The sequence below is a fragment of the Streptomyces sp. NPDC041122 genome, assembly GCF_055592445.1.
This window is the reverse complement of sequence record NZ_JBVIYQ010000008.1, coordinates 1-23,411: the sequence shown is the minus strand read 5'-3', so window position 1 is coordinate 23,411 and position 23,411 is coordinate 1. Positions and strand designations below refer to the sequence as shown.

Annotated in this window: 21 protein-coding genes and 1 pseudogene; 5 read left to right on the top strand and 17 right to left on the bottom strand. The window is 73.7% G+C overall.

From position 1 onward, the window contains the following. Positions 1-2: 2 nt before the first annotated feature. Entirely contained in the window at positions 3-2,723 is a 2,721-nt protein-coding gene (locus ACZ6B8_RS26800) for an ABC transporter permease subunit (protein WP_471608942.1), read from the top strand. After that, a pseudogene (locus ACZ6B8_RS26795) lies at positions 2,724-3,371 on the top strand (ATP-binding cassette domain-containing protein); the annotation flags it as partial. Here the strand turns inward: ACZ6B8_RS26795 and ACZ6B8_RS26790 are convergent. After that, on the bottom strand, positions 3,349-3,954 hold the full coding sequence (locus ACZ6B8_RS26790) for a transglycosylase family protein (RefSeq protein ID WP_471608941.1): 606 nt from the start codon (positions 3,952-3,954) through the stop codon (positions 3,349-3,351). The pseudogene ACZ6B8_RS26795 and the gene ACZ6B8_RS26790 overlap by 23 nt on opposite strands. A gap of 86 nt (positions 3,955-4,040) precedes the next feature. Beyond that, a complete protein-coding gene (locus tag ACZ6B8_RS26785) occupies positions 4,041-4,661 on the bottom strand; it encodes a LysM peptidoglycan-binding domain-containing protein (RefSeq protein WP_471080109.1) in 621 nt (206 codons plus the stop codon). 525 nt (positions 4,662-5,186) lie between these two features. Between ACZ6B8_RS26785 and ACZ6B8_RS26780 the strand changes: the two genes are divergently transcribed. Together ACZ6B8_RS26780 and ACZ6B8_RS26775 are read left to right on the top strand one after the other, a co-directional pair. Further along, complete coding sequence (locus tag ACZ6B8_RS26780; protein WP_471080106.1) at positions 5,187-5,969, top strand: hypothetical protein; 783 nt, start codon at positions 5,187-5,189, stop codon at positions 5,967-5,969. 173 nt (positions 5,970-6,142) lie between these two features. Then, the gene (locus ACZ6B8_RS26775) at positions 6,143-6,454 is read left to right on the top strand and encodes a hypothetical protein (RefSeq protein WP_471608940.1); all 312 of its coding nucleotides are present in this window, start codon (positions 6,143-6,145) and stop codon (positions 6,452-6,454) included. Between the two features lie 76 nt (positions 6,455-6,530). Here the strand turns inward: ACZ6B8_RS26775 and der are convergent, their stop codons facing one another. The 4 genes from der to ACZ6B8_RS26755 all read right to left on the bottom strand — a co-directional run bounded on the left by der (position 6,531) and on the right by ACZ6B8_RS26755 (position 10,682). Continuing rightward, positions 6,531-8,009 carry a ribosome biogenesis GTPase Der gene (der, locus tag ACZ6B8_RS26770; protein ID WP_471080100.1) on the bottom strand — a complete coding sequence of 493 codons (1,479 nt, stop codon included), beginning with the start codon at positions 8,007-8,009 and terminating at the stop codon, positions 6,531-6,533. A gap of 82 nt (positions 8,010-8,091) precedes the next feature. Then, positions 8,092-8,808 (bottom strand): lysophospholipid acyltransferase family protein, encoded by a 717-nt coding sequence (locus ACZ6B8_RS26765; protein WP_471080097.1) that lies wholly within the window; start codon positions 8,806-8,808, stop codon positions 8,092-8,094. After that, positions 8,766-9,461, bottom strand: a complete 696-nt coding sequence (gene cmk, locus ACZ6B8_RS26760) for a (d)CMP kinase (RefSeq protein WP_471080094.1) — start codon at positions 9,459-9,461, stop codon at positions 8,766-8,768. The genes ACZ6B8_RS26765 and cmk overlap by 43 nt, the downstream gene beginning before the upstream one ends. A gap of 135 nt (positions 9,462-9,596) precedes the next feature. Beyond that, a complete protein-coding gene (locus tag ACZ6B8_RS26755) occupies positions 9,597-10,682 on the bottom strand; it encodes a prephenate dehydrogenase (RefSeq protein ID WP_471080091.1) in 1,086 nt (361 codons plus the stop codon). Between the two features lie 220 nt (positions 10,683-10,902). On the opposite strand from ACZ6B8_RS26755, the gene ACZ6B8_RS26750 reads away from it, so the two are divergent. Further along, positions 10,903-11,661, top strand: coding sequence for a nucleotidyltransferase domain-containing protein (locus ACZ6B8_RS26750; protein WP_471608939.1), 759 nt, complete (start codon positions 10,903-10,905; stop codon positions 11,659-11,661). Here ACZ6B8_RS26750 and ACZ6B8_RS26745 read toward each other — a convergent pair. The 11 genes from ACZ6B8_RS26745 to ACZ6B8_RS26695 all read right to left on the bottom strand — a co-directional run bounded on the left by ACZ6B8_RS26745 (position 11,578) and on the right by ACZ6B8_RS26695 (position 23,196). Further along, positions 11,578-12,360 carry a nucleotidyltransferase domain-containing protein gene (locus ACZ6B8_RS26745; RefSeq protein WP_471608938.1) on the bottom strand — a complete coding sequence of 261 codons (783 nt, stop codon included), beginning with the start codon at positions 12,358-12,360 and terminating at the stop codon, positions 11,578-11,580. The genes ACZ6B8_RS26750 and ACZ6B8_RS26745 overlap by 84 nt on opposite strands. Positions 12,361-12,363: 3 nt before the next feature. Continuing rightward, positions 12,364-13,365: an ADP-ribosylglycohydrolase family protein gene (locus tag ACZ6B8_RS26740; protein ID WP_471080082.1), complete on the bottom strand. Its 1,002-nt coding sequence runs from the start codon at positions 13,363-13,365 to the stop codon at positions 12,364-12,366. After that, positions 13,362-14,087, bottom strand: a complete 726-nt coding sequence (locus tag ACZ6B8_RS26735) for an NUDIX hydrolase (protein ID WP_471608937.1) — start codon at positions 14,085-14,087, stop codon at positions 13,362-13,364. Before ACZ6B8_RS26735 ends, ACZ6B8_RS26740 begins: the two co-directional genes overlap by 4 nt. 69 nt (positions 14,088-14,156) lie before the next feature. After that, a complete protein-coding gene (locus ACZ6B8_RS26730) occupies positions 14,157-15,281 on the bottom strand; it encodes a pseudouridine synthase (RefSeq protein WP_471080076.1) in 1,125 nt (374 codons plus the stop codon). A 12-nt stretch (positions 15,282-15,293) separates the two neighbouring features. Further along, positions 15,294-15,941: an SMC-Scp complex subunit ScpB gene (gene scpB, locus ACZ6B8_RS26725; protein ID WP_471080073.1), complete on the bottom strand. Its 648-nt coding sequence runs from the start codon at positions 15,939-15,941 to the stop codon at positions 15,294-15,296. Then, positions 15,938-16,909 carry a segregation and condensation protein A gene (locus ACZ6B8_RS26720; RefSeq protein WP_471608936.1) on the bottom strand — a complete coding sequence of 324 codons (972 nt, stop codon included), beginning with the start codon at positions 16,907-16,909 and terminating at the stop codon, positions 15,938-15,940. Before ACZ6B8_RS26720 ends, scpB begins: the two co-directional genes overlap by 4 nt. Positions 16,910-16,927: 18 nt before the next feature. Beyond that, positions 16,928-17,524 (bottom strand): hypothetical protein, encoded by a 597-nt coding sequence (locus ACZ6B8_RS26715; protein WP_471080067.1) that lies wholly within the window; start codon positions 17,522-17,524, stop codon positions 16,928-16,930. Continuing rightward, a complete protein-coding gene (locus ACZ6B8_RS26710; RefSeq protein WP_467680485.1) occupies positions 17,509-18,681 on the bottom strand; it encodes a ParA family protein in 1,173 nt (390 codons plus the stop codon). Before ACZ6B8_RS26710 ends, ACZ6B8_RS26715 begins: the two co-directional genes overlap by 16 nt. A gap of 348 nt (positions 18,682-19,029) precedes the next feature. Further along, on the bottom strand, positions 19,030-20,145 hold the full coding sequence (gene ald, locus ACZ6B8_RS26705; RefSeq protein WP_471080064.1) for an alanine dehydrogenase: 1,116 nt from the start codon (positions 20,143-20,145) through the stop codon (positions 19,030-19,032). 145 nt (positions 20,146-20,290) lie between these two features. Beyond that, entirely contained in the window at positions 20,291-22,384 is a 2,094-nt protein-coding gene (locus ACZ6B8_RS26700; protein WP_471608935.1) for a tetratricopeptide repeat protein, read from the bottom strand. Between the two features lie 185 nt (positions 22,385-22,569). Continuing rightward, complete coding sequence (locus ACZ6B8_RS26695; protein ID WP_471080058.1) at positions 22,570-23,196, bottom strand: NUDIX domain-containing protein; 627 nt, start codon at positions 23,194-23,196, stop codon at positions 22,570-22,572. Positions 23,197-23,411: the final 215 nt, after the last annotated feature.

Sequence of the window (23,411 nt, the reverse complement as noted above, 5' to 3'; positions counted from 1 at the left end):
CGGTGGCGTCCCTGAGCTACGACCTCACGCTGGCCGGGCTCTCGGTCGGCGGCGCCGCCGCCCTCACCGGCATCGGACTGATCATCACCTACCGCGCGACCGGCGTCCTCAACTTCGCGCACGGGGCGATCGCGATGCTCTGCGCCTACGTGCTGCGCCAGTTGACGGCCGCGTGGCACTGGCCGCTCCCGGTGGCCGCGGCGGTGACGCTGCTGCTGGTCGCCCCCGGCCTCGGCCTCCTCCTGGACCGCGCGGTCTTCCGCCCGCTCGCGGTGCTCGGCGGCGATCCCGCGCAGACCCTGGTCGCCTCGATCGGCGTCTTCGTCCTGCTGGTCGGCGGTGCGGCCCTCGTCTGGGGGCCGGGCGCGCGCGACGACGCCCCCACCCTCGTGGCCGCCGACCCCTGGGCCCAGCTCGGCGCGGCCGTCGCCCTCGCCGCGGCGGTGGGGGCGACGATGCGCTGGACCCGGTTCGGCGGCCGGCTGCGCGCGGTCGTGGACAACCGCGGACTCGCCGTCCTCTCCGGCATCGACGCGGACCGGGTGGCCGCCGCGGGCTGGGCGTTCGGCTCCTTCACGGCGGGCCTCACCGGTGTCCTGCTCGCCCCCTTGGTCCGCCTCGACCCCTACGGCATGCCCCTGCTGGTCATGGAGGTGGTGGCCGTCGCGGTGGCGGCCGGTATGCGCAGCCTGCCCGTCGCGGTGGCGGTGGCGCTCGGCCTCGGGGTGGCGCAGAGCCAGCTGACGCGGCTGCACCCGGGAGGGCTGCCGGAGCAGCTGCTGCAGACCGCGGGCGCGAACCTCTTCGTGCTCGCCCTGCTGGTCGCGGCGCTGATCCTGCCGGGGGTCGGCCCGAGGGACGCGCTTGCGCGCACCGCGAAGGGCCGGCTTCCGACGCCGCCCGGCGCGGGGATCGTGGCGGCGGTGCTCTTCCTCATCCCGCTCGGTTTCGCGGGCTCCGACCTGACGACGGCGGTCCAGGTCCCGGCGCTCGCGGTGATCCTGCTCTCGCTCGTCGTCGTCACCGGGCGCGGCGGCCAGATCTCCCTCGGGCAGGCGGCGTACGCGGGCCTGGGCGCCCTCTTCACGGCCCTCCTCGCGGCGGGCCGCTTTCCCGGCCTGCCCGGACTCCCGCAGTTGCCGGCCCTGCTGGTGGCGGTCCTCCTGGTGGCACCGCTCGGCCTGCTGACCGGATGGCCCGCCATCGGCCGCCACGGCCTGGCGCTCGCCCTGGCGACCTTCGCGGTCGGCGTGGGCGTCAGCCGCTTCGTCTTCACCCAGCCGTACGCCACGGCGGGCCTGACCGTCGGGCGCCCCGCGGGCTTCGCGGACGACCGGGCGTACTACCTCCTCGAACTCGCCCTCCTGGGCGGGGCGGTGCTCCTGGTCGGCGCGTTGCGCCGGGGGCGTACGGGCCGCGCGCTCGCGGCGATGCGGGACCACGAGGCGGGGGCGGCGGCCGCGGGGGTGCCGGTGCCGGTCCTCAAGCTCGCCGCGTTCGTCACCGGGGCGGCGCTCGCCGGGCTCGGCGGCGGCATGCTCGCGCTCGGCCAACGGGCCTTCGACGCCGGGGCGTACGACCCCGTGCGGGGCCTCCTCTGGTTCGCGGCCGTCGTGGTCCTCGGCTCGGACAGCGTGCTCGGGGCGACGGCCGCGGCGGCCCTCCTGGTCGGCCTGGACGCGGGGACGCGCGGCGGGGTCGCGGCGGCCCTGATCGGCCTCCTGGCGGTCCTGACCGGCCGCTTCCCCGGTGGCCCGTACGAGGCGCTGCGCGCGGCGACCGACCGCTTCCGCCGCGCCCCGCGCCTCACCCACGCGGGCGAAGCGGCCCGCGCCCGCCTCGCCGACGCCGGCCTGCGGACGGACCGACGGGAGGGGGCGTGGGGGACGTGGGGGCCACCGTGGACGTGGGGGCCGCCGCGGGAACGGCACGGCGACCGGGCCGCCCCGGGGGACGCAGGGGCGGCGCCCGGCAGGAGCGACGGGCCCCCGGCGCCCGCGCAAGCCCTCCGCCCACCAGGCGCCCACCCCACCCGGCGCGCACCCGACCACACCCTGACCGCCCACCGCCTCACCGTCGTCTACGCCGGGTTCACCGCCCTCGACGGCGTCAGCCTCGCCGTTCCGCCCGGCCGCGTCACCGCCGTCGTCGGCCCCAACGGCGCGGGCAAGAGCACCCTCTTCCACTGTCTGGCCGGCACCCTGCGCCCCGCCTCGGGCCGCATCACCCTCGGCCCCCGCGACATCACCGCCCTCCCCGCGCACGCCCGCACCCGGGCCGGCACGGCCCGTACCTTCCAGCAGTTGGCCGTCTTCCCCTCGCTCACCGTCGCCGAGAACGTCCGGGTGGGCGCGGAGCAGACGCCACGCCCCGCCCCCGGGTCGACCGCGCGGGCCCTGCGCCTCCTCGGCCTCACCGGACTGCGGGACCGCCCCGCGGCCGGCCTCTCCACCGGGGCCCTGCGCCGCACCGAGCTGGCCAGGGCCCTCGCGGGTGACCCGCACACCCTGCTCCTCGACGAGCCCGCCGCCGGTCTGGACGAGGCCGAAGTACGGGATCTGGCGGTGCTGTTACGGGCCCTCGCGGCGGACGGCACGGCCCTGCTGGTGGTCGAGCACGACCTCGGCCTCGTGGCGGGACTCGCCGACACCGTGCACGTGATGACGGCGGGCCGCATCGTCACCTCGGGCCCCGCCGGCCAGGTCCTCGCGGAGGCACCCTGAATGCGCGGCATCGAACTGCGCGACGCCCGCGTCCACTACGGCCCGCTGGAGGCCCTGCACGGTCTCACCCTGGCCGCACCCGCCGCCGCGCTCACCGTGCTCCTCGGCCGCAACGGCAGCGGCCGCACCACGACCCTGCGCGCCCTCGCCGGCACGGTCGCCCTGACCGCGGGCGCGGTCGTCCTGGACGGCCGGGACGTCACCCCCAGTCCGGCCCACGCACGAGCCGCCGAGGGCGTGTGCTTCGTCCCGGACCGGCAGGCGGTGTTCGCCTCCCTGACCGTCGCCGAGAACCTCGAACTGCCGGGCGTCGCGGGCGGCCGCACCCGCGCCCTGGACGCCTACCCCGAGCTGCGCCCGCTCCTCGCCCGCCGCGCGGGCACCCTCTCCGGCGGCGAACAGCGCATGCTGGCCCTGTCCCGGACGCTGCTCCCGGACACCCGCGTGATCCTCGCCGACGAGCCGACCCAGGGCATGGCGCCCTCCGTCGCGGCCCGCACGTACGAACTCCTCGCCGGTACGGGCGCCTGCGTGGTCCTCGCCGAACAGCGGCTGCCGCCCGCTCTGCGCGAGGGCGCGGGCCGGGCGGCGGTCGTGCACGAACTGCGCCGGGGCGCGGTGGTGTTCAGCGGGGAGCCGGGCGAGCTCCGTCCTGGCCTGCCGCCGGACGCCCCGGGACGACCAGGACCAGGCCCACCGGGATCCGGTCGGGGCGGCTCCCGATCACGGAGCGGTTGGCCTTGTACAGGGCCTGCCAGCCGCCCTTCACCTGGTACAGGCGGGCGATCGAGCTGAGCGTCTCCCCCGCCGTCACGCGGTGGACGCGGCCGTCGAACCGTTCGATCCGCACCTTCTTGGAGCAGGACGGCCAGGCTCCCCAGCCCTGGGCCCGCAGCACCTTCTCCGCCACCTTGATCTGCTCCTTCCTGGTGGCGAGATCGGCGCGCGGCGCGTACTTGAGCCCGCCGTACTGCTCCCAGGTGGGCTGGTAGAACTGCAGCCCGCCGTAGAAGCCATTGCCGGTGTTGGTGTCCCACCGGCCGTTGCTCTCGCACTGGGCGAGGCAGTCCCACGGCCCCTTCTTCACGGAGCAGCCGTACGGCGCGGACGGGGCGCCCGGCTTCGGCGGCGGGGCCGCGGGCGCGGCGGCCGCGGGCAGCGCCGTCGCCGCCAGGATCGCGCCGACGACCAGGGACACGGACTGAACGCGCATCGTCAACTTCGGGTGCATCGGGTCACGCTAGGCAGCTCCGCGACGGGCCCTGGACGTGCCGCGCCGCCGCGGAGCCGACCCCACCCGGTCGGACTATCGGTAGGTCACACCGAGAGCCGCTGCCCCGGAACGATCACGTCCGGGTCGTCGCCGATGGTCTGCCGGTTGGCGGCGTACAGCCGCTGCCAACCGGTCCCGTACCGCGCCGCGATGCGGCTGAGGGTGTCGCCCCGGCGGACGGTGCAGTTCCCGGGAGCGCCGCGCGAGGTCCCGCGGTCGGAGCGGACCGCGGCCTTGCCGGGCCGCTGCCCGGCGGTCGCGGGCGCCGGCTTGGCGCTCTTGGGCACCGGCGCCGCGGCGGACGGCGCGCCGCCGTACGCTCCGGCCCGGGCCGCGCAGGTGGGCCACGCGCCCCACCCCTGGGCGCGCTGGACCTTGGCGGCGACGGCGATCTGCTGTGCCTTCGACGCCCGGTCGGCGGTCGGCGCGTAGGCCCCGCCGCCGTAGGCACGCCACGTACCGGCGGAGAACTGCAGCCCGCCGTAGTAGCCGTTGCCCGTGTTGATCTGCCAGTTGCCGCCGCTCTCGCACCGTGCGATGCGGTCCCAGACTCCGCTGTCCGCCGCGCCGGCCTGGCCGGTCGCGGCCAGCAGCCCCAGGGGGGCCAGCAGTGCGGCCCCTCCGATCACTGCCGTGGTGCGCGTGCTCTTGGGACGTGCGGACATGAAGATCCCTCTCGAAGGACCCGGGCTTCCCCCGGCCGTACGGGCCCCTCGCGCATCCGGCGTCCGGGGTCCGGTCGGCCCCGCCCGCCGGGGTCGGTGCTGGAACTGATCTGCGGCCGGCGGACGTACCCGAGCGGTGCTCGCTGCACACGGCGGTGGAATCTAGGAGTCCTCGCGCCCTGCCATCAACCAAGTCCCCGTCGCGGCAGGCCAGTTGGGAGTTACCGGGGGTATCGCCGACTTCCGGACACCCACTGAGTCGGCGGATAACCGGATTTACCCGGCAAGCCCCCCGCCCCCCTGTGACTCAGCTCACCGACGCAACTTCCGTGCCCGCACCACCTGTTGGCGCGGAGTGACAGATTCCGCCCGGCGTCTCACCCTCCGCAGCGGATGGTTCGATTCCGTTCCCCTTCGCGCGTGACCTGCACCACTGATCCACCGTTGTCTCCTTATGAGCCGGGCACGGCCCGGCTCGTCACACCCTCCCCATGCACCCCAGATGACGATCCCGAGGAGCCACCCGTGCCGCGCATGCTCGACGTCAGCGACGACGTACGCGCCGAGATCGGCGACGAAGAAGCCGACCGGCTGCTCGCCGGAGAGAACACCCCGGGCAGCTACGACTGCACGTCGTGCCGCACCCCGGGCGACGCCGAACAGGAGCGCACCAGCACCGTCCTGTTCGTCGGCGACGAGACGGCCGTGCTCGCCTTCGCCCACGCCACCTGCCTGCCCTCCCAGATCGTCACGGTCTCCGAGGAGCAGTTGCAGGGCGCCGTACGGTCGATCACCGGCGACGACGGCGAGGCGCCCGACGACGCCACGCCCAACCAGGCCGTGCTCGGCGTCACCAGCGGCCTCGTCCTCATCGACGGCGAGCTGCGCCCGGCCCTCGTCGTCGAGCCCACCGGCGCCATCGCCCGCCCCGGCGCCGCGCCCGGCGGCGGCGACGACTTCCTGCCGCTCCTGATCGAGCAGGGCTTCCTGCCGGTCCCCTCGCTCGACTCGGTGCCGCCCGCGCTGCCCGGCTGGTCGGTGCTGCTCGCCATGGGCCAGCTGCACGCCGTCCTGCAGCCCGGCACCGGCGGCGGCTCCCCCGTCGCCTGGTGGCAGGCGCACCACCCGCTGCAGGTCACCGAGGACTGGCGGACGGCGGCCAACAAGACGCAGACCGTGCTGCTCTTCGCCGCCCCCGCGGGCTCCATCGGCCGCCAGCCGCGCGAGGACATGCTGCGGGACGCGCTCGACAAGGCCGCCACGCACGGGCGGCTCGTCGCGGCCTCCATGCCGCTCGCCGGCACCTGAGCCCACGGCGGCCGGGGGCCGCGCCCGACACCCGAACGCGCCGGTCACACTTTTGCCGGACCGGGAAAGCGGCGCGGCCCCCGCATCCGCAGGGCGACGGTTTCGTTGGCACAGACGTGCACACATACGACCCCTCCCGCCCCCGGCCGGCGTACCAGAGCCCCATCCCTTCCATGCGTACGGCGCAGGAGCCGACGGGCAGCCACTCGGCCACACCCATCTACGACACGCTGTACTCGGAGTACCTCAGGGCGTTCAGGGCCCTGCCGGGCGACCGGACGGGCGAGGAGGACCTGGGGTTCGTCGGCTTCGGGACGGGGCCGTACGGCTACGGGCGGCACGACCAGCGCAGCGCGTACGGCCAGTACGGCCAGTACGGCCAGTACGGCCAGTTCCACGTCGCCCGCTACGGCCAGCACGACCACCACACGGGCCACCACCAGTTCCCCGCGGCCCTGCCTCCGGGCCCGCGCCGGGAGCACTGAGCCCGCACCCCGTACAGCCGAATGCCCGGCCTCCCCGCGAGGGGGGGCCGGGCATTCGCGCGGGGGCCTGCCCGCATTACTTCTTGCGGCCGCGCTTCTCGCGCACCCGCACCGAGATGTGGATCGGCGTCCCCTCGAAGCCGAACTCCTCGCGCAGCCTGCGCTCCAGGAAGCGGCGGTAGCCCGCCTCGATGAAGCCGGAGGCGAAGAAGACGAACCGCGGCGGCTTGGTGCCCGCCTGGGTGCCGAAGAGGATGCGGGGCTGCTTGCCGCCGCGGACCGGGTGCGGGTGGGAGGCGACGATCTCGCCGAGGAAGGCGTTCAGACGGCCGGTGGGCACGCGCGTCTCCCAGCCGTCCAGCGCCGTCTCGATCGCCGGGACGAGCTTCTCCATGTGGCGCCCGGTGGTCGCCGAGACGTTGACCCGCGGCGCCCACGCGACCTGCGCGAGCTCGGTCTCGATCTCCCGCTCCAGGTAGTAGCGGCGCTCCTCGTCGAGGGTGTCCCACTTGTTGTACGCGACGACGATCGCGCGGCCCGCCTCGACGGCCATCGTCACGATGCGCTGGTCCTGGACCGAGATGGTCTCGGAGGCGTCGATGAGGATCACCGCGACCTCCGCCTTCTCGACGGCGGCGGCGGTGCGCAGCGAGGCGTAGTAGTCGGCGCCCTGCTGGAGGTGGACGCGCTTGCGGATGCCCGCCGTGTCCACGAACTTCCAGGTGATGCCGCCGAGCTCGATGAGCTCGTCGACCGGGTCGCGGGTGGTGCCCGCCAGCTCGTTGACGACCACGCGGTCCTCGTTGGCCACCTTGTTGAGCAGCGAGGACTTGCCCACGTTCGGGCGGCCGATGAGGGCGATGCGGCGGGGGCCGCCGATGGCCGCGCCGAAGGTCTGCGCGGGCGCCTCGGGCAGCGCCTCCAGGACGGCGTCCAGCATGTCGCCGGTGCCGCGGCCGTGCAGCGCGGAGACGGGGTGCGGCTCACCGAGACCGAGGGCCCACAGGGCGGTGGCGTCGGCCTCGCCGGAGGGACCGTCGACCTTGTTGGCGCAGAGCACGACGGGCTTGCCGGCCTTGCGGAGCAGGCGCACGACGGCCTCGTCGGTGTCGGTGGCGCCGACCGTGGCGTCGACGACGAAGACCACGGCGTCGGCGGCCTCGATGGCGTACTCCGCCTGGGCGGCGACGGAGGCGTCGATGCCGAGGACGTCCTGCTCCCAGCCGCCGGTGTCGACGAGCTTGAAGCGGCGGCCGGACCACTCGGCCTCGTAGGTGACACGGTCGCGGGTCACGCCGGGGCGGTCCTCCACGACGGCCTCACGGCGGCCGATGATGCGGTTCACCAGGGTCGACTTGCCGACATTGGGGCGGCCGATGACGGCGAGGACGGGCAGCGGGCCGTGGCCCGCCTCCTCGATGGCGCCCTCGACGTCCTCGACGTCGAAGCCCTCCTCGGCGGCGAGCTCCATGAACTGTGCGTACTCGGCGTCGCCGAGCGCCCCGTGGTCGTGGTCGGCAATGCCGTCGCCCTCGGGCTGGATCTGGTCGTTCATGAAGTCCGTACCTCGTCGTTCATCGTGGTGATCGGTGCAGCGGCCCGTGCGTCGGACCGGGGCACTACTGGATAAGTCTCGCTCAGCGCCCGGTCAGGCGCCTGGCGTTTTCCAGGTGGGCGGCGAGCCGCCCCTGGATGCGCACGGTCGCCTCGTCGAGCGCCTTGCGCGTGCGCCGCCCGGTGCCGTCGCCCGCGTCGAAGGGGTCACCGAAGACCACGTCGACCCGGCTGCGCAGCGGGGGCAGCTGCTTTATCAGCCGTCCGCGCCGGTCGGTGCTTCCCAGCACCGCCACCGGGACGATCGGGGCGCCCGAGCGCACCGCGAAGTAGGCGAGCCCGGCGCGCAGCGACGCGAAGTCGCCCTCGCCCCGGGTGCCCTCGGGGAAGATCCCGAGGACGCCGCCCTGGTCCAGGACGCCGAGCGCCCGGGTGATGGCCGTGCGGTCGGCGCCGGAGCGGTCGACCTTCACCTGGCCGATGGCGTCCAGGAAGGGGCCGAGCGGCCCCACGAACGCTTCCTTCTTGATCAGGAAGTGCGTGGGCCGGGGCGCGACGCCCATGACCATCGGGCCGTCGACGTTGTGCGCGTGGTTGACGGCGAGGATCACGGGGCCGGTGGCCGGCACCCGCCAGGAGCCCAGCACCCGCGGCTTGAACAGGCCGTACATGAGGCCGACACCGATGCGGCGGCCGACCTCGGCGCCCCGCTCGGAGGCGCCCGCCTCGGCGGCGCCCCGGCCGGAGGGAGCCTCGCTCACTTCGCCGCCCGCTTCTCCTCGACGAGGGTGACGACGCACTCGATGACCTGCTGGAGCGTGAGCTCGGTGGTGTCGACCTCGACGGCGTCGCCGGCCTTGGCCAGCGGCGACGTCTTGCGGCTGGAGTCGGCCGCGTCCCGCTTGATCAGGGCCTCCTGGGTCGCCTTGACGTCGGCGCCCTTGAGCTCGCCGGAGCGGCGGGCGGCACGGGCCTCGGGCGAGGCGGTGAGGAAGATCTTCAGGTCGGCGTCGGGCAGCACGGTGGTGCCGATGTCGCGGCCCTCGACGACGATGCCCTTCTCGGTCGACGCGGCGATCGTGCGCTGCAGCTCGGTGATGCGGGTGCGCACCTCGGGGACGGCGCTGACGGCGCTGACCTTGGAGGTGACCTCGGTGGTGCGGATCGGGCCCGCGACGTCGGTGCCGTCGACCGTGATGGTCGGGGCGAGCGGGTCGGTGCCGGAGACGATCTCGGGCTTGCCCGCGACGGCGGCGATCGCCGTGGGGTCGGTGAGGTCGATGCCGTTGTGCACCATCCACCAGGTGATCGCCCGGTACTGGGCACCGGTGTCCAGGTAGCTGAGTCCGAGCTGGGCGGCGACGGCCTTCGAGGTGCTCGACTTGCCCGTGCCGGAGGGACCGTCGATGGCGACGATCACGGCTGCCGGGGAGGCGGTTGCTGCGGTTTCCACGGGGGGCGGGCACCTTTCGCAGTACTCGGGGCGGGGAGGCGGGGCGCGAAGACGCCCCGCACAAGGTTACTGGCTCGCACACCCTGCCCCGACAGCCCCTGCCCGGGCCGTCCCGGGGCGCCCCGGCGCGGACCGCTACTGCCGGATCGACCAGCCCCGCTCCCGCAGCGCCGCGCTCAGCACCGGCGCCGCGCTCGGCTCGACCATGAGCTGCACCAGACCCGCCTGCTGCCCGGTCGCGTGCTCGATGCGCACGTCCTCGATGTTGACGCCCGCCTGGTCCGCGTCGGCGAAGATCCGGGCCAGCTGGCCCGCCTTGTCGTCGATGAGCACCGCGACGATCTCGTACGCCGCCGGAGCCGCCCCGTGCTTGCCGGGCACCCGGGTCCGGCCCGCGTTGCCGCGCCGCAGCACGTTCTCCACCCCGGCCGCGCCCTCGGAGCGCTTCGCGGCGTCGGCGGACTGCAGCGAGCGCAGCGCCGTCACCGTCTCGTCCAGGTCGGCGGCGACCGCGGCGAGCAGGTCGGCGACGGGCCCGGGGTTGGCGGCGAGGATGTCGATCCACATCCGCGGGTCGGACGCCGCGATCCGGGTGACGTCCCGGATGCCCTGGCCGCAGAGCCGTACGGCGCTCTCCTCGGCGTTCTCCAGGCGGGCTGCGACCATGCTGGAGACGAGGTGCGGCATGTGCGAGACGAGGGCGACCGCGCGGTCGTGGGCGTCGGCCTCCATGACGACGGGCACCGCGCGGCAGAGCGCCACCAGCTCCAGGGCGAGGTTGAGCACCTCGGTGTCGGTGTCCCGGGTCGGGGTCAGCACCCAGGGCCGGCCCTCGAAGAGGTCGGCGGTGGCGGCCAGCGGGCCGCTGCGCTCGCGCCCGGACATGGGGTGCGTGCCGATGTACGCGGTCAGGTCGAGGCCGAGCTCCTCCAGCTCGCGGCGCGGGCCGCCCTTGACGCTCGCCACGTCGAGGTAGCCGCGCGCGGCCCCGCGCCGCATGACGTCGGCCAGCGTGGCGGCGACGTACGAGGGCGGCACGGCGACGACACACAGGTCGACGGGCCCCGTGGGCTCCTCGTCGGTGCCGGCGCCGAGCGCGGCGGCGGTGCGGGCCTGCGCCGGGTCGTGGTCGGCGAGGTGCACGGCGACGCCGCGGGAGGCGAGCGCCAGGGCTGCCGAGGTGCCGATCAGACCGGTGCCGATGACGAGGGCGGTTCTCACTGGGCGGTGTCCTTGCGGAGTGCGGCCGGGGCGCCGAGGCGCACGGGGGCGGGCTCGGAGCGCGGCCGGTCGGGTGCGACGGTGGCGTACGCCATGGCTGTGGTCCCACAGCTGGGGTCTCCAGCCTATCCAGCGTCCCGTACGACGGCGCGGGGCGCCCGGCTGCCGAGACGGACGATGCCGCCCGGTCACCGGCGCGGCGGGCCCGTACCCTCACCCCATGCACCCCGGGATGCTCGACCTCGTCCGCGACCACACCGTCTACTCCTGCGTGATGGGTTCGCGCGCGTTCGGTCTGGCCACCGAGGGGAGCGACACCGACCGCAGGGGGATCTTCCTGGCCCCCACCCCGCTGTTCTGGCGGTTCGAGAAGCCTCCGACGCATCTGGAGGGGCCGGCCGACGAGCAGTTCAGCTGGGAGCTGGAGCGCTTCTGCGAGCTCGCGCTGCGGGCCAACCCGAACGTCCTGGAGTGCCTGCACTCACCGCTCGTGGAGCACGTCACGGACACCGGCCGCGAGCTGCTGGCCCTGCGCGGCGCGTTCCTCTCCCGGCAGGCCCACGAGACGTTCGCCCGCTACGCGCTGGGCCAGCGCAGGAAGCTGGAGGCGGACGTCCGCACGCACGGCGCCCCGCGCTGGAAGCACGCCATGCACCTGCTGCGGCTGCTGGGCACCTGCCGCGACCTGCTGCGCACCGGCGAGCTGACGATCGACGTCGGCGAACAGCGCGAGCCGCTGCTCGCGGTCAAGCGCGGGGAGCGCACCTGGTCCGAGGTCGAGACCTGGATGAACCGGCTGGCGGCCGAGGCCGAGGAGGCGGCGCCGCGCAGCCCGTTGCCGGCCGGTCCCGACCGGGAGCGGGTCGAGAACTTCCTGGTGCGAACCCGCCGGGCGTCAGCCCTGCGACCCCTGGAGCCGCACCCGGACGACGAAGTCGTGCAGGGCGTCGTGCGCGCGGTGGACGCCGGGCAGCGCTGAGCCGGTCTGCGCCGCGTCGAGGACGGCGTGCAGCCGCTCCACGTCGGCCGCCACGCGCGCGTGGTCCACGTCCGCGCCCCCGTGCTCGGCCGCCCTCTTGGCCGCGATGAGTTCCGGCAGATACGGCAGACAGGCGGGCGCCTCGGCCACCTCGTCGAAGAGCGTGGGCAGGTCGGCGACGAGCTGCCCGCCGCGCATCAGATGGATGCCGGTGAGGAGCACGCGGAAGGTGTAGAGCAGCGGCTTGAGCTCGCCGTTCTTCTCGAAGAGCCGCCACTGGGTGCCGGCGAACCCGCGGTAGTGGTGCGCGTGGTTGCTGGTGAGGACGGCCGGGGCGAGCGCGACGAGCTCGGCGTGCGCGTCGGTGGTGTGCACGACGAGCGGGGAGAGCAGCTGCTCCAGGACGTAGCCGTTGTTCCGCAGCATCAGGCGGACGAACTTGCGCAGGTCGTGCGTGACGAGGTCCATCTCGACGCCGTCGCGCTCCCACATCTTCGTGCGGGTCTCGTCGGGTTCCCTGAGCCCCACCAGGTCGGCCACCGGCAGCAGGTGCACCCCGCGCAGGTCCACGTCCGAGTCGCGGGACGGGAAGCCGTACAGGTGCGCCCCGGAGACCGTCGCGAAGAGCAGCGGGTCGCGCTGCTCCGCGACGACGGAGGCGAGGTCGATGTCCAGGTCGGGGCCCAGGTCCACGGTCATCCCTCAAGCGTCCCAGAGCGCCCCGAAGGCGAGGAGCTCGGCCCGGTACTCGATCCGTCCGGTCCACTCGGCGGGCCAGGCGTCCGCGCCGACGTGGGCGCCCGCGAAGGCGCCGGCGAGGCAGGCGATCGAGTCGGAGTCGCCGGAGGTGCAGGCGGCCCGGCGCAGGACGGTGACCGGCTCGTCGACGCAACTCAGGAAGCACAGCAGGGCGGTGGCGAGGGCCTCCTCGGCGATCCAGCCGGCGCCGGTGGCCAGGCACGGGTCGGTCTCCGGGTTGGCGTGCCTGAGCGCGGCCTCCAGGCGTTCGAGCACGGCGAGGCACTCGTCCCAGCCGAGCGTGATGAAGGCGCGCGGCGTGGGCGCCCCGCTCCGCGTCCACAGCTCGCCGAGCCAGCGCTCGTGGTAGGTCTCGCGGTTGTCGTACGCGTAGGAGCGCAGCAGTCCGACGAGTCCGGTCGGCTCGGCGCCCTCGGCGAGCAGCCGCACCGCGTGCGCGGTGAGGTCGGCGGCGGCGAGGGCCGTGGGGTGGCCGTGGGTGAGCGCGGACTGCAACTGGGCGGCGCCCGCCCGCTCCTCCTCGCTCAGGCCGGGTGCGAGGCCGAGGGGCGCGACGCGCATGTTGGCGCCGCAGCCCTTGGAGTGCGGCTGGCTCGCCTCCTCCCAGGGCTTGCCGCTCTTGAGGAGGTGGCAGGCCTTCAGGCAGGTGTTGCCGGGGGCGCGGTTGTTCTCCGGCGACTGGTACCAGTCCACGAACTCCTCGCGCAGCGGCCGCTCCAGCCGCTTCGGGCCGAGGGTGCCGCGGTCCATGGCGGTGCGCAGGCCGCGGGCGAGCGCGAGCGTCATCTGGGTGTCGTCGGTGACGATCGCGGGCCGCGGCAGCTCCATCTCGCGCCAGGGCCCGCACTTGGCGAGGATCGAGGGGACGTCGTTGAACTCGGTCGGGAAGCCGAGGGCGTCACCGAGGGCGAGCCCCATGAGGGACCCGGTGGCGGCACGTTTCATGAGGGCTGTCCTTCCGGGGCGGGGCGGAGCAGGGGCGGGTGCAGGGCGGTGGCGGTACCGGCCCGGAAGAGGGCCGCGGGCTTGCCGCGGCCGCCGGTCAGCCGGGCGGCGCCGGGGACGGCTTCGACGAGGCCCGCGGTGCCGACCACCTTGCGGCGGAAATTGGCCGGGTCGAGCTCGGCGCCCCACACGGCCTCGTAGACCTGGCGCAGCTCGCCCAGGGTGAACTCGGGCGCGCAGAAGGCGGTGGCGAGGCCGGTGTACTCCAGCTTGGCGCCGACCCGGTCGTGCGCGTCGGCGAGGATCCGGTCGTGGTCGAAGGCGAGCGGCCGGTACGTCGCCGGGGTGTACGGCAGCCAGGCCGCGCGGGCCGCGTCGCCTCCCCCGGTCACCCGCGGCGGGTCGGGCACGAGCGCCGCGAAGGCGACGGAGACGACGCGCATGCGCGGGTCGCGGTCCGGCGCGCTGTAGGTGCGCACCTGCTCCAGGTGCAGCCGTGCGACGTCCGCGATGCCGGTCTCCTCGGCGAGCTCCCGCCCCGCGGCCTCCTCGGCCGACTCGTCGGGCAGCACGAATCCGCCGGGCAGCGCCCAGCGCCCCGCGTACGGCTCCTGGCCGCGCTCGACGAGCAGCACGTGCAGCGCGCCGTCCCGGATGGTGAACACCGCCAGGTCCACGGTGACGGCGAACGGCTCGAAGGCGTGCTTGTCGTAGTCCTGCACGCACGACCACCCCCTCTCTTAACAGTCCACTTGACTATAAAGAGAGGGGGTGGTTCGGGCAAGCGTTTCCTACAGGTCGACCTCCTGCATCAGCATCCCGACCTCGGTGTTGGACAGGCGCCGCAGCCAGCCGGACTTCTGGTCGCCGAGCGTGATCGGCCCGAAGGCGACCCGCACCAGCTTGTCGACCGGGAACCCGGCCTCGGCGAGCATCCGCCGCACGATGTGCTTGCGGCCCTCGTGGAGGGTCACCTCGACCAGGTAGTTCTTGCCGGTCTGCTCGACGACGCGGAAGTGGTCCGCGCGGGCGTACCCGTCCTCGAGCTGGATGCCGTCCTTGAGCTGCTTGCCCAGGTCACGCGGGATCGGGCCCACGATGTGCGCGAGGTAGACCTTCTTCACGCCGTACTTGGGGTGGGTCAGCCGGTGCGCCAGCTCGCCGTGGTTGGTGAGCAGGATGACGCCCTCGGTCTCGGTGTCGAGCCGCCCCACGTGGAACAGCCGCGTCTCGCGGTTGGTCACGTAGTCGCCGAGGCACTGCCGGCCCTCGGTGTCCTCCATGGTGGAGACGACGCCGGCGGGCTTGTTCAGCGAGAAGAACTGGTACGACTGAGTGGCCACGGTCAGGCCGTCGACCTTGATCTCGTCCTTCTCGGGGTCCACGCGCAGCCCCTGCTCCAGGACGATCTCGCCGTTGACCTCGACCCGGGCCTCGTCGACGAGCTCCTCGCAGGCGCGGCGCGAGCCGTAGCCCGCGCGGGCGAGGATCTTCTGCAGCCGCTCGCCCTCCTGCTCGGCGCCCGGGAAGGTCTTGGGCGGGCTCACCTTCGGCTTGCCCGCGTACCGCTCGCGGTTGCGCTCCTCGGCCCGCGTCTCGTACTCACGCGAGCGCGAGGGGGCCGTCCGGCCGCCGGACGGCTGCCCGCGCTTGGGGCCGCCCTTGGCGCCGCCGCGCGCCGAGGCGCCGCGGCCCGACTTCGGGCCTTCCCGGGTGCCGTCGGGGCCGACGTCGTAGCGCCGCTCCTCCGGACGCGGCTTCTTCGGACGGCCGCTGCCGCTTTGCTTGTCATCGCGGTTGTTGCCGGCCCCGCGGACATTGCCGCGGCCGCCGCCGTTCCCGCCGCGGCCGCCGCTGTTGCCACCACGGCTCCCGCCGTTGTTTCCGCTGCTGTTCCTGCCGCTGCTGCTTCGCATCAAAGGTTCCGTCTAATCGGCTGTGTCCTGGGCGTACTCGTACCCCGGCGCATCGGGTGCGTCCGGGTCGAACGACGGAACGCCCTCCTGGCTCTCCCCCTCGATCGCGTCCGCCTCGGGGAGGAAGGGCGCGAGCTCGGGGAGCTCGTCCAGGCCGCGCAGGCCCATCCGCTCCAGAAAGTAGTTCGTCGTCCTGTACAGGATCGCACCTGTTTCGGGTTCCGCGCCCGCCTCCTCCACCAGACCCCGCTGGAGGAGGGTGCGCATCACGCCGTCGCAGTTCACCCCGCGCACCGCGGAGACCCGCGAGCGGCTGACCGGCTGGCGGTACGCGACGACCGCGAGGGTCTCCAGAGCCGCCTGGGTGAGCCGGGCCTGCTGCCCGTCGAGGACGAAGCCCTCCACGGCGGCGGCGTACTCGGGCCGGGTGTAGAACCGCCAGCCGCCCGCGACGAGCCGCAGCTCGAAGCCGCGCCGCTGCACGGTGTACTCGTCGGCCAGTTCACGCAGCGCGTCCGCGACCTCGCGCCGGGGCCGCTGCAGGATCTTCGCCAGGTGGTCCTCGGTGGCCGGCTCGTCGACGACCATCAGGACGGCCTCGAGGGCGGGCCGCAGCGCCAGGTCCGCGACCGTGTCCGCGCCCGCCGGGTACTCGCTCACGCCTTCTCCTCCATCGGCTCGGGGGCCCGGTCGAACTCGTCGGTCACGGCCGGCTCCCCGTCGCCGTCGCCGCCCGTCCAGCGCACCATCAGCTCCCCCAGGGGGTCCTCCTGGTCCAGGGCGACGGCCTTCTCGCGGTAGAGCTCCAGCAGCGCCAGGAAGCGCGCCACGACCGTGAGGGTGTCCCCCGCGTCCGCCACGAGCACCCGGAAACTTGTCTCGCCGTGCTCCCGCAGCCGGGCGACGACCAGTCCGGCCTGCTCCCGCACGGAGACCAGCGGGGCGTGGATGTGCTCGACGTACACCTGCGGCTTCGCGCGCGGCTGCATGGCCTTCACGGCGAGCTTGGCGAATCCTTCCGCCCCGATGCTGATGACGACGTCCGGGAGCAGCTCGGCGTGGTGCGGTTCGAGCCCCACGGTGCGCGGATAACGCCGGGACTCCTCGTCGAGCCGTCCGCTGAAGATGTCCGCGACGTGCTTGTACGCGCGGTACTGCAGGAGCCGGGCGAAGAGCAGGTCACGCGCCTCGAGCAGCGCGAGGTCGGCCTCGTCCTCCACCTCGGCGGCGGGCAGCAGCCGCGCCGCCTTGAGGTCGAGCAGGGTGGCGGCGACGACCAGGAACTCCGTCGTCTGGTCCAGGTCCCAGTCGGCTCCCATGGCCCGGATGTGCGCCATGAACTCGTCGGTCACCTTGGACAGGGCGACCTCGGTGACGTCCAGCTTGTGCTTGGAGATCAGCTGGAGCAGCAGGTCGAAGGGGCCCTCGAAGTTGGCGAGCCTGACCTTGAACCGCCCGTCGTCGGGCTCGGCGGAGGCCGCGGGCTCCGGCTCGGCGGGCGGCTCCGGCTCCGGCTCAACGGCCGCCGAGAGCTGCGGCTCCGGCTCCGGCTCCGCGGGAGCGGCCCCCGGTCCACGCCCCAGGGCACGCCGACGGGCGGGCGGGGCAGATTCTTCGTTCAGGCGCATCGCCGGTGAACGCTACCCCTACCGCCCGCGAAGCCGTCGTACGAGAATGCTCGCGTCCCCGCGCGACTCCAGATCGGCGAGGACGACGGCGACCGCCTCGCGCACGATGCGCCCGCGGTCGACCGCGAGGCCGTGCTCGCCGCGCAGCACCAGGCGCGCGTGCTCGAGGTCCATCAGCTCCTCGGCGGAGACGTACACGGTGATCTTCTCGTCGTGCCGCTCGCGCCCGCTGGGCCGCCGGTTGGCCGCCCGGGCCCGGCGCCGCGCCTGCGCGGTGGAGGAGCCGCCGGACTTGCCGCCCTGGGTGGCCGAACCTTCCTGCGCCGGTTCCGGGGCGCGCCGTGCGGCGCTCTTCTCGCCCTCGGCGGCGGCCGCCCTGCTGCGCGACTCGGCCCCGGACTCCGCGTCCGCGGCCGCGTGTTCGGCGGGCTCACCGCCGTCGCCCTGCGCCGCGGTCTCCTCGGCGGACGCCGCCGCCTCGTCGCTCTCGCCCGCCGGAGCGGGCACCCTCGCCTCGCCGTTCGCCCCTCGCCGCGGCGAGGACGACTGCAGCGCCATCCCCCCGGTCGTACGGAACAGTTCGTCGGCCCCCGGCAGACTCACTCGGCGTGACACCGGGCGAGCACCTCCCTGGCGAGCTGGCGATAGGCGGCCGCGCCGACCGAGTTCGACGCGTACGTCGTGATCGGCTCACCGGCGACCGTGGTCTCCGGGAAGCGGACCGTGCGCCCGATGACCGTGTGGTAGACGTGGTCGTCGAAGGCCTCGACCACGCGCGCGAGCACCTCACGGCTGTGCACCGTGCGGGAGTCGTACATGGTCGCGAGGATGCCGTCGAGCTCCAGGTCGGGGTTGAGCCGCTCCTGGACCTTCTCGATGGTCTCGGTCAGCAGGGCCACGCCGCGCAGCGCGAAGAACTCGCACTCGAGCGGCACGATCACCTTGTGGGCCGCCGTCAGGGCGTTCACGGTGAGCAGGCCGAGCGAGGGCTGACAGTCGATCACGATGTAGTCGTAGTCCTGCATGAGCGGCTTCAGGGCGCGCTGCAGGGTGGACTCGCGCGCGACCTCGCTCACCAACTGCACCTCGGCGGCGGACAGGTCGATGTTGCTGGGCAGCAGGTCCATGTTGGGGACCGCCGTCTTCAGGAGCACCTCGTCCGCGGACATGCCGCGCTCCATGAGGAGGTTGTAGACCGTCAGGTCCAGCTCCATCGGGTTGACCCCGAGGCCCACCGAGAGGGCGCCCTGCGGGTCGAAGTCGACGAGCAGGACCCGGCGTCCGTACTCCGCGAGGGCCGCGCCCAGGTTGATGGTCGACGTGGTCTTGCCGACGCCGCCCTTCTGGTTGCACATCGCGATGATCTTGGCCGGACCGTGGTCGGTCAGCGGGCCCGGGATCGGGAAGTACGGCAGCGGGCGCCCCGTGGGGCCGATGCGCTCGCGGCGCTGACGGGCCGCGTCCGGCGCGAGCGTGGCCGCGTACTCCGGATCGGGCTCGTACTCGGCGTCGGGGTCGTAGAAGTGCCCCTGGGGCAGTTCCTCGTAGTCGGCGAGGTGGGTGTGGGTGTTATCGCCACTCCGGTCGCCGGCCATGGCGTTCACGTGATGGCCATCCATGCTCTGGGGTGCTGACTGTGTCGGCTGGGGGCCCTGCCGGGCTTCGAAGGTGCGGACAGCGACCGAGCCGACGGCCTCGAGCCCCACGGGACCCTGGTCCCGCACAGACGTTCCTGGTTGACCACCCCCGGGAGCAAATGTCGACTCATTCACAAGTCGTCTTACCTCCTTGGTGACCAGGAAATTTCTCGATAGGTCAGCGTGGCACCATGCCGACGGTTGGCGACTCTATGGCGTGTCACCGCTCCACAGCAACACAATCCACCGGACCCGGCCCGATGTGTCGGCAACGGAACACCCTTGTGTCAAGGGTGTACGGCTCGTCATCGCCGCGTTTCGAGGGTGGGCGAAACGGTTAAAGGGTTACGTTCAAGGCCAGTTGAGCGTGTCCGCACTGATACGCATACGGCCGGACCCCTCTCAAGGTCCGGCCGCTGGCGTGAGATTGACGACTTTCGTTGACGAAAGTGTCGTAAGACCGACCGGAGTCGGTCATCCGGTTCAGCCGAGGAGCGTCTCCAGCTCGACGTGCTCGAGGCCGTGGGACTCCGCGACCTCCTTGTAAACGACCTTGCCGTCATGGGTGTTGAGGCCCAGGGCGAGCGCCGGGTCGCGGCGCAGGGCCTCGACCCAGCCGCGGTTCGCCAGCTCGACGATGTACGGCATGGTCGCGTTGGTCAGCGCGTACGTGGAGGTGTTCGGCACCGCGCCCGGCATGTTGGCGACGCAGTAGAAGACCGAGTTGTGGACCGGGAAGGTCGGCTCGGCGTGCGTGGTCGGGTGCGAGTCCTCGAAGCAGCCGCCCTGGTCGATCGCGATGTCGACAAGGACACTTCCCGGCTTCATCCGGGAGACGAGCTCGTTGGTGACCAGCTTCGGGGCCTTGGCGCCGGGGATGAGCACGGCACCGATGACGAGGTCGGCCTCCAGGCAGGCCTTCTCCAGCTCGAAGGCGTTGGAGACGACGGTCTGGATCTTCGTGCCGAAGATCTTGTCGGCTTCCTTGAGCTTGTTGATGTCCTTGTCGAGCAGGGTCACGTGGAAGCCCATGCCGATGGCGATCTGCGCGGCGTTCCAGCCGGAGACGCCGCCGCCGATGACGACGGCCTTGCCCGCGGCCACGCCCGGGACACCGCCGGGCAGGACGCCGCGGCCGCCGTTGGCGGCCATCAGGTGGTAGGCGCCGACCTGCGGGGCGAGCCGGCCCGCGACCTCGGACATCGGGGCGAGCAGCGGCAGCGCGCGGCCCGCGGTCTCGACCGTTTCGTACGCGATGGCGGTCGTGCCCGACTCCAGGAGCGCGTCCGTGCACTCCTTGGAGGCGGCCAGGTGCAGGTAGGTGAAGAGCGTCTGGTCCTTGCGGAGGCGGTGGTACTCCTCCGCGATGGGCTCCTTGACCTTCAGGAGCAGGTCGGCGGTGGCCCAGACCTCGTCGGCGGTGTCCAGGATCTGCGCGCCCGCCGAGACGTACTCGGCGTCCGTGATCGAGGAGCCGACGCCGGCGTTCCGCTCGATGACGACCTGGTGGCCGTGGCGCACCAGCTCGTGCACACCGGCGGGGGTGATGGCCACCCGGAACTCGTTGTTCTTGACCTCGCGGGGGATGCCGACCTTCATCGTCGATCACGGTCCTTGGCTCAGGGGATTTCTCGGGCAATGCACTGCATACCGGTGCACGTGGGGGCGCAGCGGGAGACACCGCGGAGGTACGCGGCGGAGCCAGTCTAATGAAGGATTTCTCGCTGTCTAGCCTTCCAATGCTTCAATCTTCTGCGGATGCACTACGGATTTCGTAGGCGGAAGGCGCCACTCCACCGTTCCTTTCCAGCCGCGCGACCTGCGGGAGCTCCTCTCCCAGCATGCGCTCGGCGGCGCTCCGGTGCAGCCGGGCCGCGGCCGGGTCGCCGAGCCGGTCCAGGGTGTCCGCGAGCCGGAGCTGCAGCGCCGCCTGCAGCCGGGTGTCCTCGGCCTGCCGCGCCCACTCGACCGCCTCCTGGCAGGTGCGCAGCGACTCCTCGGGCCGGCCCGCGTACTCCTGCACCCGGGCCATCTCGCTCAACGCCCGCGCCTGGGCGGTGACATCGCCGTTCCTGCGGTGCCCGGTCACCGCCGAACTCCAGTTCCGCAGCGCCTCCCCGTACCGCCCCGCATACGTGTGCACGGTGCCGATCCGGCCGTACAGGCGGGCCGCGTCCACACGCTCGTCGCGGGCGAGCCGGTGGGCCAGCGCACGGCCGAACCAGTCGGATGCCCGCGACCAGTCCCCGAGCTCCTGGTAGGCGCCGCCTACGGATTCCATCGCGCGGCCGGTGGCGTACGGATCGTCCGCGGCCCTTCCCGCGTCGAGCGCCGCGCGGTAGCGGGCCAGCGCGTCGCGTGTGCGGCCCGTCTGCGCGTCCAGGTCCGCGAGGTTCAGCAGCGCGGCGGCCTGTTCGCGCGGCAGCTCGCGCCGCTCGGCGACGCCCAGGACCAGCTGGTGGATGCCGTACAGCTCGGGAGCGGCGGCCTCGGTGCCGTGGTGTGCGACGAGTGCCCGGGTCAGGGCCGCCATCAGCCGGCGCGCGAGCGTGTCGAGCTCGCCGTCGGCGACCGCGAGCCGGGCGGCGGCGAGCAGCGCGGGCTGCCGGACCGCAAGCCACTCGGCGGCGGCCTGGCGGCTCGGAAAGCGCAGGGCGCGCGGCAGTCCGGCGATCTTTCCGCGGGCGGCGGAGCTCTCGGGCTCGGTGACGGCCCGGCAGGACTGGAGCAGCCGCACGGTCCGCTCCAGCATCCGGGCCCTGGCCAGCTGGATCTCGCCCGGCCTGTCCTGGCTCTCGGTGCGGGCCCGCAGCAGCGGCACCAGGCAGCCGGGCACCTCGTACTGCGGAAGGGCGGACGGGACGGCGCGGACCAGCCCGAGCTCGACGAAGTCGTCCAGCGTGGTCTTGGCCCCGGAGACCGAGCAGCCCGCGAGCGCGGAGGCGGTGTGCGGGTCGACGTGACCGGCCGGGGCGAGGCAGAGCAGGCGCAGTATCCGCGCGGCGGGCGAGGGCAGCGAGGCGTAGGTGTGGGCGAAGACACGCGCGAGGGCCGAGCCCTCGTCGGGCAGCGCGCGCAGCCGCTTGGCGAGGTCGGCGACGGCGGCCTTGGGCCGGACCGCGAGCCAGCCCCCGGCCAGCACCAGCGCCGCCGGATGGGCCGCGCACACCTCGACCAGCGACTCCGCGGAGCCCGGGTCGACGGTGATGCGGACGGGACCGGCGGCGCGCGCGAGGAGCTCGACGGCGGCCTCCTTGTCCAGGCCGCCGAGGGTGCAGGGCCGTACGTCGGGGATGCCGGTGAGCGGGCCGTCGGAGACCGCGACGACCAGGCAGTCGGGTGCCTCCGGGAGCAGCGCGTCGACCTGCTCGGCGTCGGCCGCGTCGTCGAGGAGCAGCAGCGCCCTGCGGTCGGCGAGGGCCGCGCGGAGCGCCTCGGCGAGGTCGTCCTCGGCGGCTCCGGGCGGGGCGGGCACGGCCAGCGCGGCCAGCAGGTCGCGGGCGGTGCGCTCGGTGGGCACCGGGGTGCCGTCGGGGTCGGCGAGGTGGGCGCGCAGCACCCCGTCGGGGTAGCCGTCCGCGAGCTGCCGGACGAGTTCCTCGGCGAGTGCGGTGCGGCCGGAGCCGGGGCGGCCCGCGACGAGCAGGACACGTGCGCGGGGCGCCTTGCGGCCGGAGAGGGTGTCGAGGCCCGCGCGGTCGACGTCGGCGCGGAGCTCTTTCAACTCCCGGCGTCTGCCGACGAACTGAGCCCGTGTCGACTCCAGCGAGGCGCGTGCGGGTGAGGGCACCGCGCCACCCGCCGTCGCACCGTCCGTGTCGACCGCCTGATCCGTCACGGGCCACGCTCCCGTCCGCCTGCGCACGAACCCGCCGGGGCTCCGGGCGGGACGCTTTCAGAGCCTAGTTCAGGCCCCGCGCCCCTCCCGGGCACGCAGCGCGCACAAGTCGCCCGATCGGATCAGCAGATCGTCACACCGGGCGGTCCGAGGGGCTCTCGGTCCCGCCGGGTCTGCCAGGTCCCTCAGGCCTCGAAGGGGCGGGCGGGCCAGGGGGCCTCGGCGGGGCGCAGCGCGTCCACGCCCTCGCCGTTCAGGACCGCCTGCAGCGACAGGGCGCCGACGACGAGGCAGTTGTTGTGCAGCTCGCCGGCGAGCACACCGCGGACGAGCTCGTCGAGGGGCACCCGGGCGAGCTCCATGTCGGACTCCTCCTCCTCGACCTCGAACCGCTCTCCCTCGGCCTCGGAGAGGTCACGGGCGAGGAAGACGCGCACGGCCTCGTCGCAGCCGCCGGGGGTGGTGTAGACGTCGGTGAGGACCCGCCAGTCCTCGGCCTTGACGTGCGCCTCCTCGTACAGCTCGCGCTGGGCGGCGTGCAGGGGGTTCTCGCCGGGGATGTCGAGGAGGCCGGCGGGGATCTCCCAGAGCTTGTGGCGTACGGGGTGGCGGTACTGGCGGATGACCAGGACGCGGCCCTCGTCGTCGAGCGCGAGGACGGCGACCGAGCCCGGGTGGACCTGGTAGTCGCGGTGGACGACGGATCCGTCGGGCATGACCACGTCGTCGGTGCGGACGGAGGTCTTGTTGCCGACGAAGGGGGTCTTCGTCGCCGTGACCTGCCACTCCTCGGCGGTGTCCTTGATCGTCATGCCCTGTCCTCCCACACGTGCAAACGGCAAACCGGGGTGCGCGTCCCGTGAGACGCACACCCCGGCAACCGTATCGCTCCGGTGTTACTTTCCGGACTTGCCGCCCGGCTTGCGCTCGCCCTGCTGGCGCTCGACGGCGGCCTTCACCAGGCCGGCGAAGAGCGGGTGCGGGCGGGTCGGACGGGAGCGCAGCTCGGGGTGGGCCTGGGTGGCGA

Excerpts from the sequence above, each read along its gene's own strand:
- ACZ6B8_RS26790 (WP_471608941.1), bottom strand. The coding sequence starts at position 3,954 with ATGCACCCGAAGTTGACGATGCGCGTTCAGTCCGTGTCCCTGGTCGTC.
- ACZ6B8_RS26785 (WP_471080109.1), bottom strand. The coding sequence starts at position 4,661 with ATGTCCGCACGTCCCAAGAGCACGCGCACCACGGCAGTGATCGGAGGG.
- ACZ6B8_RS26775 (WP_471608940.1), top strand. The coding sequence starts at position 6,143 with ATGCGTACGGCGCAGGAGCCGACGGGCAGCCACTCGGCCACACCCATC.
- der (WP_471080100.1), bottom strand. The coding sequence starts at position 8,009 with ATGAACGACCAGATCCAGCCCGAGGGCGACGGCATTGCCGACCACGAC.
- ACZ6B8_RS26750 (WP_471608939.1), top strand. The coding sequence starts at position 10,903 with ATGCACCCCGGGATGCTCGACCTCGTCCGCGACCACACCGTCTACTCC.
- ACZ6B8_RS26745 (WP_471608938.1), bottom strand. The coding sequence starts at position 12,360 with ATGACCGTGGACCTGGGCCCCGACCTGGACATCGACCTCGCCTCCGTC.
- ACZ6B8_RS26740 (WP_471080082.1), bottom strand. The coding sequence starts at position 13,365 with ATGAAACGTGCCGCCACCGGGTCCCTCATGGGGCTCGCCCTCGGTGAC.
- ACZ6B8_RS26730 (WP_471080076.1), bottom strand. The coding sequence starts at position 15,281 with ATGCGAAGCAGCAGCGGCAGGAACAGCAGCGGAAACAACGGCGGGAGC.
- ACZ6B8_RS26720 (WP_471608936.1), bottom strand. The coding sequence starts at position 16,909 with ATGCGCCTGAACGAAGAATCTGCCCCGCCCGCCCGTCGGCGTGCCCTG.
- ald (WP_471080064.1), bottom strand. The coding sequence starts at position 20,145 with ATGAAGGTCGGCATCCCCCGCGAGGTCAAGAACAACGAGTTCCGGGTG.
- ACZ6B8_RS26695 (WP_471080058.1), bottom strand. The coding sequence starts at position 23,196 with ATGACGATCAAGGACACCGCCGAGGAGTGGCAGGTCACGGCGACGAAG.